The organism is Streptomyces sp. NPDC045778, from assembly GCF_056431945.1.
On record NZ_JBWKJZ010000021.1, the window covers coordinates 81,768 to 97,753 of the forward strand.

Sequence of the window (15,986 nt, forward strand, 5' to 3'; positions counted from 1 at the left end):
TCGAGCGGCGGGCGGAGCGGGCCGGCCGGGCCTCAGCTCATCCCGCGCATCCGGTTGATCTCGGCCGTCTGCTGCGCCATGACGTCGTTGGCCATCTCCTCCACCAAGAGGTTGTTGCCCTCCGACAGCGCGTCCGTGGCCATGGTGACGGCCCCCGAGTGATGCGTGATCATCAGCTTCAGGAACAGCTCGTCGAAGGCCTCGCCCTTGGCCGCCCGCAACTGCTCGAGCTGCGCGGGCGTGGCCATCCCCGGCATCCCCGCGTGGTCGCGGTGAGCGCCGTGCCCGCGCTTCTCTGCCTTCTTGCCCTGGCTCTTGAGCCATCGCTCCATGGCGCCGATCTCCGGCTTCTGGGCCGCCGTGATGCGGTCGGCGAGCCGCTTCACCTTCGTAGACCTCGCCCGCTTCGGGACGAGCCGGGTCATCTCCAGGGCCTGGGCGTGGTGCGGGATCATCTTCTCGACGTAGTCGAAGTCCGCCGAGTTCGGGCTGTCGTCGTCGGTTCTCTGCCGCGCGGCCTCCTCGGCCGAGAGCGTCGCCGCCGTCTCGCCGGGCTCGCCCGGAGCGATCACCGAAGGCCCGGACGAGGAGCCGGATCCGGCCTTCGCGTCCGATCCCGGGCCGGAGTCGCAGGCGCCGAGCGCGAGGGCGGCGGTCACGGCGAGCGCGGTCACGGCGAAGGCGCGGACAACGGGCGTACGAGCGGCGGACGTACGGCGGTGGGGCACGGCAACCTCCTGGGACGCGCGGGGTGGTGGGGTCCGTCCTAGCACGCCGATGAGCATCAGCAACCGGAAGTGTTCATGACGGCCGTGTTTCCCCCTGTTGATTTGTACATGAGGAGCACGATACTGCGGGTGTCCGTGCACCGTTCACTCTCGAACGGCCACAAGGGAGGACGCAGTGACTCTGCTGAACGAACCCCGAACCCGGCGCAGACGCCTGGGAGTTGTCACGGCTGCCGCGGGTCTCCTCGCCGCGCTGCTCACCGCCGTCCCGGCGGCGGCGACCCCCGACCCCGGCGACAGCCCCAAGGCGCCGAAGAAGGTGTCGAAGTCGGACGCCGCCGACACCAAGCGGGCCATAGCGGACGGAAAGATCCCCGCGCCCGACGAGATAGTCCACTCCGACAACATCGAGCACCTCGGCAACATCCCCAAGGACGCGCTGCCGGGCACCAACTCGGACCTCGCCTTCCAGGGGAAGTACGCCTTCGCCGGGAACTACGACGGCTTCCGCATCTTCGACATCAGCAACCCGAAGAAGCCCGAGACCGTCGCGCAGGTCCTCTGCCCGGGCTCCCAGAACGACGTCTCGGTCTCCGGTGACCTGCTGTTCCTGTCGACCGACTCCTCGCGCAGCGACAGCTCCTGCTCCAGCACCACGCAGCCCGCCACGGAGAAGTCCTCCTGGGAGGGCATGAAGGTCTTCGACATCAGCGACAAGCGCAACCCGCGCTACGTCGCCGCCGTCGAGACCGCCTGCGGCTCGCACACGCACACGCTGGTGCCCGAGCGCCGCAACGTCTACGTCTACGTCTCCTCGTACGCGCCGAGCGCGGCGTTCCCCGACTGCCAGCCGCCGCACGACGGCATCTCCGTGATCAAGGTGCCGCGCAAGGCTCCGCAGAAGGCGGCGGTCGTCGGCTTCCCCGTCCTGTTCCCGGGCGAGGGCCCGGACGGCGGCGGCAACCCGGGCTCGCCCACCAACCCGGGCGTCTCCAAGACCACCGGCTGCCACGACATCACCGTGCTGCCTTCGGAGGACCTCGCCGCGGGCGCCTGCATGGGTGACGGGATCCTGTTCTCCATCAAGGACCCCGAACGCCCGAAGGTCATCGACCGCGTCCAGGACAACGTGAACTTCGCCTTCTGGCACTCGGCGACCTTCAACCAGGACGCCGACAAGGTCGTGTTCACCGATGAGCTGGGCGGGGGCGGTGGCGCCACCTGCAACGCCGAGATCGGCCCGAACCGCGGCGCCGACGGCATCTACGAGATCAAGGGCTGGGGCGACAAGCGCCAACTGGTCTTCAAGAGCTACTTCAAGATCCCGCGCCACCAGGCGGACACCGAGAACTGCGTGGCCCACAACGGCTCCCTGATCCCGGTCAAGGGCAAGGACCTCATGGTCCAGGCCTGGTACCAGGGCGGCGTCTCCGTGTGGGACTTCACCAACTCGGCCAAGCCCAAGGAGATCGCCTACTTCGAGCGCGGCCCGCTCTCCGCGGACCAGCTGGTCGGCGGCGGCTCGTGGTCGGCGTACTACTACAACGGCCACATCTACTCGAACGACATGGTCAAGGGCTTCGACGTACTGAAGCTCAACGACAAGCGCACGGACCCGGCCAAGCGCGTACGGCTGAGCGAGCTGAACGTGCAGACGCAACCGCAGTACTTCCGCGGGCACTGACCGGCACCGACTGGCCCTGACCGGCGCCGGCCAGTACGGAGCCGTCGCTCCCGCGCGCTCTAGGACGTCCCGTCGGGCGGCTCGTCGCCCGGCGGGACGCCGAGCTTCCAGTCGAGTCCGTAGCGCTGGAACAGCTCCGCGCGCAGTCGCTCGAAGGGCATCGGCGCGCCCGGGATCAGCAGGGCGAACACCGCGCCCATGAGCAGGGCGCGCAGCATCGGGTAGTCCGTCTCCACGTCCGGCGAGCCGTGCCGGACCATGGTGTCGCGCAGCAGGAACGCGAGCCGCTGCTGCTCGGGGCACTGCACGAAGCCGTCGGCCTGGAGGATGCCCGCCATGTGCGTGCGCATCAGGACGGGGCGGTCCCGGGCCAGGCCGAGGATCGCGTCGACGGCGCGGGCCAGCAGCTCGTCGCCGTCCTCGGTCCGCGGCTCCCGCTCCAGGGCCTCCTGGAGCGTCAGATGCATCAGGCGGTGCACGGCCGACTGCAGGAGCTGGCGCTTTCCCGGGAAGTAGTACGACACGAGGCCGCGCGCGGAGCCTGCGCGGTCGGCGATGTCCGCGAGCGTCGTCGCCTCGTAGCCGTGCTCGCCCACCAGGTCCACCGTGGCTTGCAGAAGCCGCTCGCGGGAACGCCTTCGCAACTCTTCATTGACCGATGGGCTACGCGGGGACATCCTGTAACTCCTGCGTTGACTGGCTCACAGCCAATATACTCAGGACATCCCGGCCCGGGCCGACGTGGGCCGGGGCTGCCTGGGGCAGGCAACACCGCGGGGGAGTGTTGCCTGCCTTCGGGCATGCCCGGCGTCGGCCGCCGCGCCCGCCCTCTTCCTCGGTGCTTTCGGTCCGGTTCTTCCTGATGGCCCCGTTCTTCCCCGCTCTCCTCGCCGATCCGGCTCTGTCTCCTTACAGTGGGGCCCGGGGGGTCGAGGAGGCGCTTGAACATGGACCAACAGCAGATTCTGGCGCGGATCACGGAGATGGTCGACGCCGAGAAGACCCTCAGGGAATCGCTCGCGTCCGGGGCGATCGACGAGACCACGGAGCGGGCTCGCCTGGGCGACCTGGAGCGGGAACTCGACCAGTGCTGGGACCTGCTGCGCAGGCGGCGGGCCAAGGAGGAGTTCGGCGGCGACCCGGACTCGGTACGGGCGCGGCCCGCCGCGCAGGTGGAGCACTACGAGTCGTGAGCGCCCGGCTCGCGCGCTCACGCTGATGCGGGTGTGCCGCCTCCGCCGGCCAGGGCCAGAACGGGGCGCAGGGCGTCGGGTCGCCGGTCCACCGGCAGATGGGGCACGAAGTGCACGGCGCAGCCGAGGACGGCCGCGCCGCCGTCCGCCCGGCGGTCGTCGCCCACCATCAGCGTGTCCGCGGGGTCGACGGCGAGGGCGTCGCAGGCGTGCGCGAAGAGGCGCGGGTCGGACTTCTGGACGCCGTGCTCGTAGGACAGCGTGTACGCGTCCACGTACGGGTCGAGGCCGTGCGCGCGGAAGACGGGGCGCGGGTCCCAGCCGATGTTGCTCACCACGCCGACGCGCACACCGCGTGCCCGCAGCCCGCTGAGGACGTCGAGCGCGTCGGGGTAGGGCCGCCAGGCCTCCGGTGTCATGTGCCGGTCGTAGAGGGCGTCGTAGAGGCCCGGATCGGGCAGGGGCACGGTCCGGGCGAGACCCGTGTACGCGGCGCGGTGCAGTTCCGCGCTCTCGTCCCGGCGCGCGACCAGGCCGGCGAGGTGCCCGGGAGCCTCCGGAGCCGGCGTGCCGCCCGGCAGGGCTCCCGCGCGGTCGAGGGCCCGGGCGAGCCGCGCCTCCTGGTCCGGCGGCAGGGCGACACCTCGCGCGGTGAGGGCGGCCCGCAGCCAGGCCGCGGTGGACTCGACGCGGAACAGCGTCCCGGAGAAGTCGAACAGCACGCCCTCGACCGCCATGCCGCGATCGTCCGGGACCGCCCGGCGCGGGGTCAAGCACCACCCGCCGGCCTCACTGGCGGCTGCCGGCCCGTCCCCTGGGCACCGTGGGCGGCACGGCGGGCGCGTAGCGGTCGTACAGCGCGATCGCGACGGCGACGGTCAGGGCGCCGAGCAGCCAGCCCGCCGCGACGTCCGAGGCCCAGTGGACCCCCAGCCACACACGGGTGAGACCGACGCCGACGACGGACACCACGGACACGGCGAGGGCGGTGCGCCACACGGCCGCCCCCACGCCGCAGCGGCGCAGCAGCCACAGGAGCAGTCCGCACACGACGGTCGCCGTCAGGGCGTGCCCGGACGGGAAGGCCGCGTAGTGCGCGGAGTCCACCGGGTCCGGCCACACCGGGCGCTCCCGGCCGACCGCCGCCTTCATGGCCTGCTGGACCAGCGTGCCCACCAGGCAGGTCGCCGCGAGCCACAGCGCGAGCCACCAGGCCCGCCGCGCGGCGAGCCACAGCACCACGGCCGTGCACAGGAGGCGCATCGTCCACGGGTCCCACACCCAGTCCGTGAGGACGCGGGCGGTCTGCGTGAGGTCCCGGTGGTCCACCGCCCAGCGGTGCGTGGTCCGCGCGATGTCGCCGTCCAGGGTGAGCAACGGCTGCCATTCTGCGGCGACCAGGACGAACAGCAGCAGCGAGGGGAGCGCGAGCAGTACCGCCGCACGGGAGGAGCGGGGCGGCGGGGGCGTCGTCGGGGGAGGCGCGGAATCCATGGTTCGATCCTGACCGATGCCCTGCGGCGAAACCTAACCGAGCACGCGCAGCGCCGGGACGAACGACACCAGGAGCGGTACGACCGGCACGAGCGCGGCGGCGGCGGTCAGCCGCAGCCGGCGCCCGGCGGTGAGCCGGGGGCGGGCGGCGAGCAGCCGGTGCACCCGGGCCGGCACGTGCGCCTGCGGGGTGGGGCAGGGGCCGAACACGCCCCGGTCCTCGTTGAGTTCGACGAGGGCGAGCGCGACGGTCAGGCGCCCGAAGCGGCGCGAGGCCACGTCGTCGGCGGCCAGCTCCACAAGGCGGTGCATCTCGTCGCGGAACGCGGCGAACACCGGCACCTGCGGAAAGCCCGTGGCGAGCGCCCCTGAGCAGTGCAGGAGCCAGTCGTGCCGGGCCTGCGCGTGCCCCTGCTCGTGCGCGAGCACCGCGTCGAGCTGACTTCCCTTCAGGCGGCGCAACGCGGCGGTGGTGATGACCAGTTGGGGCGCGGCGCCGGGCAGCCACCAGGCGTCGGGCCGCTCGCCCTCCAGGACGACGAGCCGGTCGGCGCCGGGCTCCTCGCCGGGCAACAGCGGTGCGCGCACCACCAGTTCGGCCCGTCGCTTGGCGCGCCTGGCCCGGGCGCGGGCGATCTCGCGCGTGAGCATCACGGCCGTCCACACGCCGCCGCAGGCGAGTGCCACCGCCGTCACCGTGGCCCAGGGCGTCGGGCCGAGCGCGTACGCCTCGACGACGCCGTGCGGCGCGGGCGCGAACAGCTGTCCCCGCACGGCCTGCCAGGCGGCGGCCGCGCTGAACGTCATCGACAGGGCGCAGCAGAGCAGCACGCCCGCCACCACGCACTGCCACACCCAGAGCGCGACCACCGGTTCGCGCTCCGGCCAGTCCGCTCGCGCGAGCATCCGGGGAGCGACGAGGGCGGTCAGCGCGCCCAGGAGCAACAGCGCGACGGGGACCATCATGGGTCAACCCTATGAGGGGCGTGCCTTGTGAGGATACGGGCCTTCGCCGTGAAGTGACGTACGCCACGGCTGGGGACGCGGGTTCAGGGGCGCCGTCGCGAGGTGCGGGCCGCGCAGCCAGGGCGGGGTCCCGCTCGCGGCTGAGGAGAGCCCCGCTCCGCTCACAGGGTCAGGAGCATCGCGATCATGCCCATGCTCATCGCAAGGCGGCACACCAGAGCCAGCTCCGGCCGGTCCCCCCAGCCGATGACGCCGGCCTCCGGCGTGACCACCGCCCCCACCGGCGCGAGCCGCGCTCCCGAGGCGAGCACGTGCGCGGTGAAGTACAGCAGGAGGGCGCCGGTCAGCGCCGGGACGCCCGTGTCGCCGTGGCCGCCGCCGGGGGCGGAGAGCATCGCCGCCGACATGTAGACCATCGCGGCGGCCCCCACCAGGTGGTGGACGTGGTGGGCGGAGCGCCGCGTCGTCCAGGCCGCGCGCAGACCGAGGGCGGCGAACACCGTCGCGTACGCGAGCCACGCGCCCCGGGGCGGGGACAGGGTGGCGGCGGGCACGGCCATCAGCGCCATGCCGAAGCCCATGAGCGCCTCGCCGCCCGCCGCGCGGCGCTGCTCCTCGACACGGCTGCGCATCCGCAGCAGGCAGTAGGTGCCGCTCGCCGCGCAGAGCGCCACGAGCAGCCAGCTCGCCGAACCGGGTCCGTGCACCGGGCACCTCCTCGATCGACGGTCGACGCCGATGACGAGTCGATGCCCGGCGTGAGGGCGGCGTACGGGAGCGCACGGGTGTACGACGGGAGCGCGACGGGGGAGCGAGTCAATTATTTTTCAGGTAAAACACTTGCTAACATTCTCTGTCATGAGCAGCTCCCCGCCCCCGACCCGCACCTCACCCCCGACCCGCACCCCGCCTACGGCCCGCACCCCGCCTACGGCCCGCACCTCGTCCCCGGCCCACGCCGCGCCCCGGTCCCGTCCCTCGCTGCGCGCGCACGTCCGGCGGCTTCCGCTCGTCGGCGTGCTGCGCCTCGGCAAGCCGTCGGACATCTGGTTCAAGCCCGCGACGAGCGTCCTCGTCGCCATGGCGATCCCCCATCTGACGCTGCTCGCCCTCGGCCGCCTGGACCTCGTGATGTACACGATGGCCGGGTCGCTCTGCGCCCTGTACGCCCACCAACTGCCGTACGCCGCGCGGGCCCGCGCCCTCGCCTGGGTCGTCGCCGGGATGGCCGCGGGCGTGGCGGTCGCCCTGACCGCCGCCGCGCTCGCGCCCGGCGCGGTGGTGCTCGTGACGCTGGGGGCGCTGCTCGCCGCCGCCCAGAAGGCGCTGTGCGACGCCACCCGCGTCGGCCCGCCCGGCCACCTGATCTTCACCTTCGTCAGCTCGGCGAGCCTGTTCGCACAGCAGCGCATCGGCGAGGTGCCCGGCCACCTCGCCCTGACGCTCGGCGCCGGGGCGGTGGCGTGGCTCGTCGGCATGGCGCCCGCGCCCCTGCGCCCGTACGGCCCCGAGCGGCGCGCCACCGCCCGGGCCCTGCGCGCGGCGGCCGCGTACGCCGACGCCGTGGCCGCCGACGCGAGCGAGCCCGCGGCCGCCGTGCGGGCCCGTGCCGCGGCTGCCGACGCCGTGCACGCCGCCTGGCAGTCCCTGCACGCCACCCGCAGCGATGCGACCAGGGCCGCGCTGCACCGGCTCGCGGCGACCGCGGAGGAGGCCCTCGCCGCGCCCGCCGCCGGTGACCCCGCGCGGCTACGGGACCTGGCGGAGGGGCTGCGCGGCACCGGAGCCGTCCCGGACGCCGGCACCGTGGACGCGCACCCTCCGCTGGAGCGGGCCGAGGCGGCCGAGGCCGCGCTGCCGCTGTGGCGGCGGCTCGCGCCCGGGTCGCCGCTGCTGCCCGTCGCGCTGCGCACCGCCGTCGGCTGCGCCCTCGCCGGATACGCGGCGCTCGCGCTCGGCGTGGGCCGCCCGTACTGGGCGCTGGTCACCGCCGCGTCCCTCTACCAGGCCAACGTCACCCTGACCTGGAGCCGCGGCGTGCAGCGCGTGGTCGGCAACGTCGTGGGCGTGGCCGCCTTCGCCGCGCTCGTGCCGCTCGCGCACCACGACCACGCCGCGCTGATCGTGTGCGGGCTGCTCTGCGCCTTCGGCGCGGAGGCGCTCATCTCCCGCAACTACTGGCTGGGCTGTGTGTGCGTGACGCCGATGGCGCTCCTCGTCACCGAGTTCGGGCGCTTCCAGGACCCCGGCGCCCTGATCGCCGACCGCGTCGTGGACACGCTGCTCGGCGCGCTGCTCGGCCTCGTCGCCGCCGTGGCCGTCACCAACCGGCGGGCCGCCGACCACATCGAGCACGCCCTCGCCGCGGCGGAGCGGGCCCGCGCCCACGCCGAACGCGCCCTGACCGGGCCCGCTCCCGACCTGCACCGGGCCCGGCGCCGCCTGACCGCGAGCCTCGTCGCGCTGCGCGCCGCCCACGACACGGCCGCGGGCGAGTGGTGGCAGCGCGAGCTTCCCGCGCGCCGGGTGGCCGACGCCGAGCGGGCCGGGCACCGTACGCTCGCGGCTACGGTACGTGGTGGACCGCTGCCCGCCGAGGGCGCGCGGCGGTGACACCGACAGCTTGAGCACGAGCACGAGGAGCGGGGCGCGGGGATGACGAGTGGGTACGGCCGGGCGGGTGCGGGCGACACGGTGGCCGCGGTGGTCCGCCAGTGGCGGCAGGTGCATCCGGGCGTGGACACCGCGCCGATGGAGGTCATCGGCCGCATCAACCGCTGCGCGGCCCTCCTCCAGCAGGCGGAGGACGCCCCGCTGCGCCGGGCGGGCCTGACCCGCCCGGAGTTCGACCTGCTCGGTGCCCTGCGCCGCACCGGTCACGAGCTGACCCCCGGCGAGCTGGCCCGCGAGACCTTCTCCTCGGGCGCGGCGGTCACCAAGCGCCTCAAGCAGCTCCAGGAGCGCGCCCTGATCGACCGCCGCCCCGACACGCGGGACCGCCGCGTCACGCACGTCCGTCTCACCGACGCGGGCCGTGACCTCGTCGACGCCGTCCTGCCCGACCAGCTGGCGTACGAGACGACGGTGCTCGCGGGCCTCGCGGGCGACGGCCAGGAGCGCCTCGGGACGCTCCTGGGCGAGCTGCTCGGCCAACTGGAGGGGCGACTCGGCGTCCCACGCGGGTGACGGCCTCGGACAGGCCCTAGGGGCGGTAGCGCAGCGGATGGTCCTCCGGCACCTCCACCACCGCGATGCGCACGCCGTCCGGGTCGGCGATCCACATCTCGACGAGACCCCAGGGCTCCTTGACCGGCGGGCGGAGGATCTCCACGCCGCGCGCGGCCAGGTCCTCGTGCGCGGCGTGCGCGTCCGCGACCTGGAGCCACAACTGGAGCGCGGGTGACGGCGGTTCCGCCGAGCGCCCGGAGACCTCGAGGAAGCCGCCGCCCAGGAAGTACACCGTGCCGCGTTCGGGCCCGGTGCCGAACTCGCGGTGGACGGCGAGACCGAGGTCCGTGCCGTAGAAGGTCCGGGTGCGCTCCGGGTCGGTGGGGCGCAGGAGGATTCTGCTGCTGAGTACGTGCACCATGCGGCCGCACCTTAGTCCCGGGTTACGCTCGGCGGTGCGTGCGGGGGCCCGTGGTTCCCCACGTGACGGCAGCGCACCAGCACAGATCGGAGACACGCTCACATGGCGACCGCCCCGCACCCGAGCACGCACGGCGACCTCACCTTCCGGGACGCCACCGAAGCCGACGTGGACGCGCTGGTCGGGCTGATCGAGTCGGCGTACCGCGGCGACGACAGCCGCGCCGGGTGGACCACAGAGGCGGACATCCTGGACGGTCAGCGCACCGACCCGGAGGGCGTCGTCCAGGTCATCTCCGCGCCCGACAGCAAGCTGCTCGTGGTGGAGCGGGAGGGCCGCATTGTCGCCTGCTGCCAGCTCGAACACCGCGGGGACCACGTGTACTTCGGGATGTTCGCCGTCAGCCCGGCGCTCCAGGGCGCGGGCCTCGGCAAGGTGATCATGGCGGAGGCGGAGCGGATCGCGCGGACGACGTGGTGCGCCCGGGAGATGCACATGACGGTGATCTCCGTCCGGGAGGAGCTGATCGCCTGGTACGAGCGGCGCGGCTACCGCCGTACGGGAAAGATGAGCCCCTTCCCGTACGGCGACGAGCGCTTCGGCATCCCCCAGCGCGACGACCTGGAGTTCGAGCTTCTGGTGAAGCAGATCGGCTGAGGCGCAGCGGCGGGGAGAGGGCCCTGAGGGGGCCCTCTCGCCGTGCCCCGAGGCCCTCACGCCGGGCCCCGAGGGCCCCTCACGCCGTGAAGCGCCCCGTCCGCTTGATGTCCGGGTAGTCCGTCGTCGCGCCGTCGAGCTGGAGCGCGCGTACCAGCCGCAGATCGTCCTGGGTGTTCACGACCCAGCCGATGATTCTGAGGTCCGCCTCGCGGGCGCGTTCGACGATCTCCAGGGTCAGTCTTCGGATGTTCAGGACCAGCGTGGCGGCGCCGGCCGCGGTGGCGCGCTCCACCACGTCCACGCCGTAGCGGCTGGCGACGAGCGCCGTGCGCACGCCGGGGACGAGCCGGGCGATCTCGGCGATCGCCTCGTCGTGGAAGGAGAGGACCTCCACCCGGCCGACCAGGTCCCGCGCGTGCATGACGTCGGCGAGGGCACGCGCGGCCGCCACGTCCTTGATCTCGGCCTGCAACGGCGTCCGGACGGCGTCGAGGACCTCCTCGAAGACGGGGACGCGCTCGCCCAGGCCCGCGTCCAGCTCGCGCAGCTCGGCGAGGGTCTTCTCGGCGATGGGGCCGGTGCCGTCGGTGGTGCGGCGCACGTCGGCGTCGTGCATGACGACGAGGGCGCCGTCCTTGCTGAGGTGCAGATCCAGTTCGATGACGTCCAGGCCCGCGGTTTGCGCGGCGACGAAGGACCGCAGGGTGTTCTCGGGTTCGATGCCCATGACACCGCGATGCCCGATGGTGAGGAAGTTCAAGATCACTCGCTTCCGTCGACGGCGGCTCGGCTCCGCGCGGTGCGGAGGCAGGGGACCGCGCGGCACGGCCGCAGCCTAATCGCCCGCCTCCGCGACGGGACCGCCCCCGCGGGGCGGCGTGGAATCGTCGGGTCTGGTGCCGACGATGCCCAGGATCAGTCCGGTGATGACGGCGGCGACAAGAACGGCGCGGGTGCTCAACGGTTCGGCGCTCCCTGCGGCGGGGACGGCTGACCCGGCCCGTCCTACCGCCGCGGGCGCCCGGACCGCGAGCTGTCTCACCCGTGGGTGGGCGCGTCGGCCGGGGGTTGACTCGGGCGCCTGCGGGTGCGGCGTGCCAGCTCCTGGGCCGCGGCCTTGGCCTTGGCGTCCACGGCGTACGTGTCGACGTACTCCTGGCCCGACAGCTCCAGGATCGCGTACATGATCTCGTCGGTCGCGGCCCGCAGGGCGGCGCGCTGGTCCTCCATGCCCGCGTACTTGGAGAAGTCGAGCGGCCTGCCGAAGCGCAGGGTGATCGGCACGACGCTGGGCACCCTGCGGCCCGCGGGCTGGGCCTCGAACGTGCCGATCATGGCGCACGGGATCACCGGCGCGCCGGACCGCAGGGCCATCGCCGCCACGCCCACCCTGCCCTTGTACAGGCGCCCGTCGTGCGAGCGCGTGCCCTCGGGGAAGATGCCGAGGACACCGCCCCGGCCGAGCACGTCGAGCCCGGCCTCGACGGCGGCCTGCCCCGCGCCGCCCCCCGAGCGGTCCACGGGGATCGCGCCGATGCCCCGGAAGAACGCGGCGGCGAGGCGTCCTCGCAGGCCCTTGCCCGTGAAGTACTCCTGCTTGGCCAGGAAGTTGATGCGCCGCCGCAGCGTCACGCCCAGCAGGAACTGGTCGCAGAACGACTGGTGGTTGCCCGCCACGATCGCCGCGCCCCGGGCCGGGACGTTGGCGAGCCCCTCGATCCGTGGCCGGAACAGCCACCGCAGCAGCGGTATCAGGACGACACACCTGAAAACGGCATAGAACATTCCGCTGATCCCCTCCTCGACTTCCCCCGCGCGGGGGCACGTTAGCCGCCTTTCGGGACGGGAGGGAGAAGGCGAATCGAGCCAGCCGAAGACACGATCGGAACGCGGCTGAAAAGCGTGTGAATCATGGTCTGCTGAACAATTGGGGAGCTGAAAGGTTGGGAGTCGTAGCGCCTGTATACGAGGCGAGGTGACGCCTCTGACCTGGAGTGATGCCAGCGGTGGGCGTGCTCGGTGGAATACGGGAGGCGCTGGCTCATTCCCTGTGGCGGGGGTGCCGCTCGGTCCGCCTCTCCCTTTCTGTTCGCATTCCCGGCGCGTTTTCCGGGGCGCGGGCCTTTCGCGTGTGGCCGTACTCGTGGAATGCGCCTCCGGGGCGACGTCGCGCTCTTGCGCGGGCGGGCTGCCTCGCCCCGTGGCCCGCGGGTGGGGGTGTCCGCCCGTCCGGAGCGGGAAACCGTGGGGGAGGACGGCCGCCCAGGCCCCGAGCGACAGGAAAAACAGCGGCCCAGTGGAGGGTGGGCAGGATAATTTCCCGGATCCCCTCTTGTGACGGAGAAGCTCACACACATACGCTGCTCAGACGCGAGGTTCTCCCGTGGAGGATGGGACATGACGGAAATTCTTGTGCGGACGGTGGCGGACAGCCCTGGGGCTTCCCGCGACGGGCGTGTGGTGGACCACCCGGCGTGGCCGGTGCTCAAGGGTGCCGTCGAGCGGATCAGGCCCTGGCAGTCCAAGGACGGCTCGATCGACTTCGAGCGCGAGGGCGCGCCCTCGAAGGCCGCCGCGGGGGAGGCGGTCGACGGCCTCATAGCCGCCGTCGAGGAGCTGGCCCCGCTGCTTCCGCACGACGCCGCGTATCTCACGGCGCTGGTGGGAGATCTGCGCAAGTGGGCCGACGGCGGCTTCCTGGTGCCGGACTTCCTCGACTCGCTGCTCGCCTTCCACCCGGCGGCCCGCCGCGAGGACGGCCTCCAGCACCTCGTGGTCTTCCCCATGTACACGCAGAACGGCAATCCGGACCGCAACTTCGAAGCGGTCGTGCTGCGCATGGTGTGGCCCGAGTGGCTCGCCGAGCTAGAGCGCACGCGCTACGACAACCCGCTGTTCTGCGGCATCACCTTCGAGGACTTCACCGCCGGGTACGACACGAACTCCGCGGTCCTCTTCCCCGAGACGATCGCCGTGCGCGAGGCCCCTGAGCGCTTCACCTGGGGCGGCATCTTCTGCGACCGCGAGGCCGCCCGCTTCCGCCGGGTCACGGAGGCCGCCGTGGACATCCTCGGCATCGAGCTGCCGGACGACATCCGCGCCATGGTCGCCGACCAGGCCCGCTGCCAGGAGGCGTTCGTCCTGTGGGACATGGTCCACGACCGCACCCACAGCCATGGCGACCTGCCCTTCGACCCCTTCATGATCAAGCAGCGCCAGCCGTTCTGGATGTACGGCCTCGAGGAGCTGCGGTGTGACCTCACCGCCTTCAAGGAGGCCGTGAAGCTGGAGGCCGAGGGCGTGCCGCAGGCCCGTGACGTGCAGTACGCGGTGCTCTTCGACCGGATGTTCCGCTTCCCCGTCACCGGCGACCGCGTGCGCAACTACGACGGCGTCGGCGGCCAGCTCCTCTTCGCGTACCTGCACAAGCACGACGTCGTCCGCTGGACCGACAACAAGCTGAAGATCGACTGGCAGCGCGCCCCGCAGATCACCAACCAGCTCTGCGCGGAGATCGAGAAGCTCTACCGCGACGGCATCGACCGGCCCAAGCTCGTGCACTGGCTCGCCGGCTACCAGCTGGTTTCCACCTACCTGGCACCGCACCCCGGCTCGCGCTGGGCCAAGGGCCCGGACGCCCTGGACACCTCGCTCCCGCCGCGCAAACTGGTAGACGACGTGCTTCCCGACGAATTTCCACTCAGCATGTTCTATGAGGCGCTCTCCAAGAAGCTCAAGCACGTGATCGCCTCCACCAAGGGGATCACTGCGGAGTCGGGCGCCGAGACGGTCGCCGCGTGAGCGGCCACACCAAGGAGGCGAGGGCCATGTCCGCACTCGACGGAGCCGTGATCGCGGTGGCGGGGGCCGCAGGTCCCGCGGGGCGGGCCACCCTGCTGCGCCTCGCGGAGGCGGGGGCGACCGTGGTCGCGTCCGACGCCGACGCCTCGCGCCTGGCGGAGGCCGTGGACGCGGCGCGCTACGCGCACGGCGGCGCCACGGTCACCGGCGACACGGTCGACCTGCTCGACCTGGACGCCGCCCGCGCCTGGGCCGACCGCACGGAGAAGGAGTTCGGCCGGATCGACGGCCTGGTCCACCTCGTCGGCGGCTGGCGCGGCAGCTCCTCCTTCGCCGACACCGACCTCGGCGACTGGGACCTCCTCGAGGACCTCCTGATCCGCACGGTGCAGCACACGTCGCTCGCCTTCCAGGGCGGCCTCCAGCGCGGGGGCAACGGCCGCTACCTGCTGATCAGCGCCGCGGGCGCCAGCAAGCCGACCGCCGGGAACGCGGCTTACGCGGCGGCGAAGGCCGCGGCCGAGGCCTGGACGCTCGCGCTCGCCGACGCCTTCCGCAAAGAGGGGGGCGAGGACGGCCCGCGCGCCGCGGCTGCCATCCTGATCGTCAAGGCGCTGGTGCACGACGCGATGCGCGCGGAGCGCCCCAACGCGAAGTTCGCGGGCTTCACCGACGTCAAGGAGCTGGCCGAGGCCGTCGCCGGCGTCTGGGAACGACCCGCATCGGATGTGAACGGGAAACGTCTGTGGCTGACCGAGAAGCCGTGAACCCTCCGAAGACCGACGCCAGGCGGCATCACGACCCCGCCTTCCGCGGTCTCGCGAGCGACAACTACGCGGGAGCGCACCCGGAGGTCATGGCGGCGCTCGCCCTCGCTAACGGCGGCCACCAGGTCGCCTACGGCGAGGACGTGTACACCGACCACCTCCAGCAGGTCATCCGCGGCCACTTCGGCGCGGGCGCCGAGGCGTTCCCGGTCTTCAACGGCACCGGGGCCAACATCGTCGCCCTCCAGGCGGTCACCGACCGCTGGGGCGCGGTGATCTGCGCGGAGAGCGCGCACATCCACGTGGACGAGGGCGGTGCCCCCGAGCGCATGGGCGGCCTGAAGCTGCTCACCGTGCCGACGCCCGACGGCAAGCTCACCCCCGAGCTGATCGACCGGCAGGCCTTCGGCTGGGACGACGAGCACCGGGCCATGCCGCAGGTGGTCTCCCTCGCGCAGAACACCGAGCTGGGCACCGTCTACACGGTCGACGAGATACGCGCGATCGTCGACCACGCCCACGGGCTCGGCATGCTGGTGCACCTCGACGGCGCCCGCCTGGCCAACGCGGCCGCCTCGCTCGACGTGCCGATGCGGGCGTTCACCAACGCCGTGGGCGTCGACATCCTCTCGCTGGGCGGCACGAAGAACGGCGCGCTGTTCGGCGAGGCCGTCGTCGTCCTCAACCGCGACGCGGTGCGCCACATGAAGCACCTGCGCAAGCTGTCCATGCAGCTCGCCTCCAAGATGCGCTTCGTCTCGGTGCAGTTCGAGGCGCTGCTCACCAAGGACCTGTGGCTGCGCAACGCCCGGCAGGCCAACGAGATGGCCCAGCGCCTCGCCGAGGGCGTCCGCGCGGTGCACGGCGTGGAGATCCTCTACCCGGTGCAGGCCAACGCCGTCTTCGCACGGCTGCCGCACGACGTCGCCGAGCGCCTCCTGAAGCGGTACCGCTTCTACTACTGGGACGAGGCCGCAGGAGACGTCCGCTGGATGTGCTCCTTCGACACCACGGAGGACGACGTCGACGGCTTCGTGGCGGCGCTGAAGGAGGAAATGGCGCGCTGAGCGGCCGAGGCACGCGCCGGGCCTTGAGACCGACGCG

18 protein-coding genes are annotated in these 15,986 nt (G+C 72.7%); 8 read left to right on the top strand and 10 right to left on the bottom strand.

The window, feature by feature from the left end; translation table 11 throughout:
* Positions 1–32 precede the first annotated feature (32 nt).
* Positions 33–728: a DUF305 domain-containing protein gene (locus AC07GB_RS25510; RefSeq protein WP_478849223.1), complete on the bottom strand. Its 696-nt coding sequence runs from the start codon at positions 726–728 to the stop codon at positions 33–35.
* Positions 729–903: 175 nt separating this feature from the next.
* Here AC07GB_RS25510 and AC07GB_RS25515 point away from each other — a divergent pair, with 175 nt between their 5' ends.
* A complete protein-coding gene (locus AC07GB_RS25515; RefSeq protein ID WP_478849225.1) occupies positions 904–2,412 on the top strand; it encodes an LVIVD repeat-containing protein in 1,509 nt (502 codons plus the stop codon).
* Between the two features lie 59 nt (positions 2,413–2,471).
* Here AC07GB_RS25515 and AC07GB_RS25520 read toward each other — a convergent pair whose 3' ends face one another.
* Positions 2,472–3,089, bottom strand: coding sequence for a TetR/AcrR family transcriptional regulator (locus tag AC07GB_RS25520; protein WP_478849227.1), 618 nt, complete (start codon positions 3,087–3,089; stop codon positions 2,472–2,474).
* Positions 3,090–3,359: 270 nt separating this feature from the next.
* On the opposite strand from AC07GB_RS25520, the gene AC07GB_RS25525 reads away from it, so the two are divergent.
* On the top strand, positions 3,360–3,605 hold the full coding sequence (locus AC07GB_RS25525; RefSeq protein WP_478849229.1) for a DUF2630 family protein: 246 nt from the start codon (positions 3,360–3,362) through the stop codon (positions 3,603–3,605).
* 17 nt (positions 3,606–3,622) lie between these two features.
* On the opposite strand, the gene AC07GB_RS25530 is transcribed toward AC07GB_RS25525, so the two are convergent.
* The 4 genes from AC07GB_RS25530 to AC07GB_RS25545 form a co-directional block, all read right to left on the bottom strand.
* Positions 3,623–4,342 carry an HAD family hydrolase gene (locus AC07GB_RS25530; protein ID WP_478849231.1) on the bottom strand — a complete coding sequence of 240 codons (720 nt, stop codon included), beginning with the start codon at positions 4,340–4,342 and terminating at the stop codon, positions 3,623–3,625.
* A gap of 52 nt (positions 4,343–4,394) precedes the next feature.
* Complete coding sequence (locus tag AC07GB_RS25535) at positions 4,395–5,099, bottom strand: phosphatase PAP2 family protein (protein WP_478849233.1); 705 nt, start codon at positions 5,097–5,099, stop codon at positions 4,395–4,397.
* Positions 5,100–5,132: 33 nt separating this feature from the next.
* Complete coding sequence (locus tag AC07GB_RS25540; protein WP_478849235.1) at positions 5,133–6,065, bottom strand: M56 family metallopeptidase; 933 nt, start codon at positions 6,063–6,065, stop codon at positions 5,133–5,135.
* A gap of 161 nt (positions 6,066–6,226) precedes the next feature.
* Complete coding sequence (locus AC07GB_RS25545; RefSeq protein ID WP_478849237.1) at positions 6,227–6,772, bottom strand: DUF5134 domain-containing protein; 546 nt, start codon at positions 6,770–6,772, stop codon at positions 6,227–6,229.
* Between the two features lie 310 nt (positions 6,773–7,082).
* Between AC07GB_RS25545 and AC07GB_RS25550 the strand changes: the two genes are divergently transcribed.
* The gene (locus tag AC07GB_RS25550) at positions 7,083–8,678 is read left to right on the top strand and encodes an FUSC family protein (RefSeq protein ID WP_478849384.1); all 1,596 of its coding nucleotides are present in this window, start codon (positions 7,083–7,085) and stop codon (positions 8,676–8,678) included.
* 42 nt (positions 8,679–8,720) lie between these two features.
* Complete coding sequence (locus AC07GB_RS25555) at positions 8,721–9,251, top strand: MarR family winged helix-turn-helix transcriptional regulator (protein ID WP_478849239.1); 531 nt, start codon at positions 8,721–8,723, stop codon at positions 9,249–9,251.
* Positions 9,252–9,267: 16 nt separating this feature from the next.
* Here the strand turns inward: AC07GB_RS25555 and AC07GB_RS25560 are convergent, their stop codons facing one another.
* Positions 9,268–9,654 carry a VOC family protein gene (locus AC07GB_RS25560; RefSeq protein ID WP_478849241.1) on the bottom strand — a complete coding sequence of 129 codons (387 nt, stop codon included), beginning with the start codon at positions 9,652–9,654 and terminating at the stop codon, positions 9,268–9,270.
* Between the two features lie 102 nt (positions 9,655–9,756).
* Here AC07GB_RS25560 and AC07GB_RS25565 point away from each other — a divergent pair, with 102 nt between their 5' ends.
* The gene (locus AC07GB_RS25565; RefSeq protein ID WP_478849243.1) at positions 9,757–10,311 is read left to right on the top strand and encodes a GNAT family N-acetyltransferase; all 555 of its coding nucleotides are present in this window, start codon (positions 9,757–9,759) and stop codon (positions 10,309–10,311) included.
* A gap of 79 nt (positions 10,312–10,390) precedes the next feature.
* Here AC07GB_RS25565 and AC07GB_RS25570 read toward each other — a convergent pair whose 3' ends face one another.
* From AC07GB_RS25570 to AC07GB_RS25580, 3 genes are all read right to left on the bottom strand, one after another.
* On the bottom strand, positions 10,391–11,074 hold the full coding sequence (locus AC07GB_RS25570; protein WP_478849245.1) for a glycerophosphodiester phosphodiesterase: 684 nt from the start codon (positions 11,072–11,074) through the stop codon (positions 10,391–10,393).
* A 75-nt stretch (positions 11,075–11,149) separates the two neighbouring features.
* Positions 11,150–11,275 (bottom strand): hypothetical protein, encoded by a 126-nt coding sequence (locus tag AC07GB_RS25575; RefSeq protein WP_478849247.1) that lies wholly within the window; start codon positions 11,273–11,275, stop codon positions 11,150–11,152.
* Positions 11,276–11,352: 77 nt separating this feature from the next.
* Positions 11,353–12,099, bottom strand: a complete 747-nt coding sequence (locus AC07GB_RS25580) for a lysophospholipid acyltransferase family protein (RefSeq protein ID WP_478849249.1) — start codon at positions 12,097–12,099, stop codon at positions 11,353–11,355.
* A 612-nt stretch (positions 12,100–12,711) separates the two neighbouring features.
* Between AC07GB_RS25580 and AC07GB_RS25585 the strand changes: the two genes are divergently transcribed.
* Genes AC07GB_RS25585 through AC07GB_RS25595 form a run of 3 tightly spaced genes read left to right on the top strand, consistent with a single transcriptional unit; the run spans position 12,712 to position 15,949 of the window.
* Entirely contained in the window at positions 12,712–14,115 is a 1,404-nt protein-coding gene (locus AC07GB_RS25585) for a DUF6421 family protein (RefSeq protein ID WP_478849250.1), read from the top strand.
* Positions 14,116–14,141: 26 nt separating this feature from the next.
* Positions 14,142–14,882: an SDR family NAD(P)-dependent oxidoreductase gene (locus AC07GB_RS25590; protein WP_478849252.1), complete on the top strand. Its 741-nt coding sequence runs from the start codon at positions 14,142–14,144 to the stop codon at positions 14,880–14,882.
* Positions 14,879–15,949, top strand: coding sequence for a threonine aldolase family protein (locus tag AC07GB_RS25595; protein WP_478849254.1), 1,071 nt, complete (start codon positions 14,879–14,881; stop codon positions 15,947–15,949). The genes AC07GB_RS25590 and AC07GB_RS25595 overlap by 4 nt, the downstream gene beginning before the upstream one ends.
* The last annotated feature ends 37 nt before the right edge of the window (positions 15,950–15,986 follow it).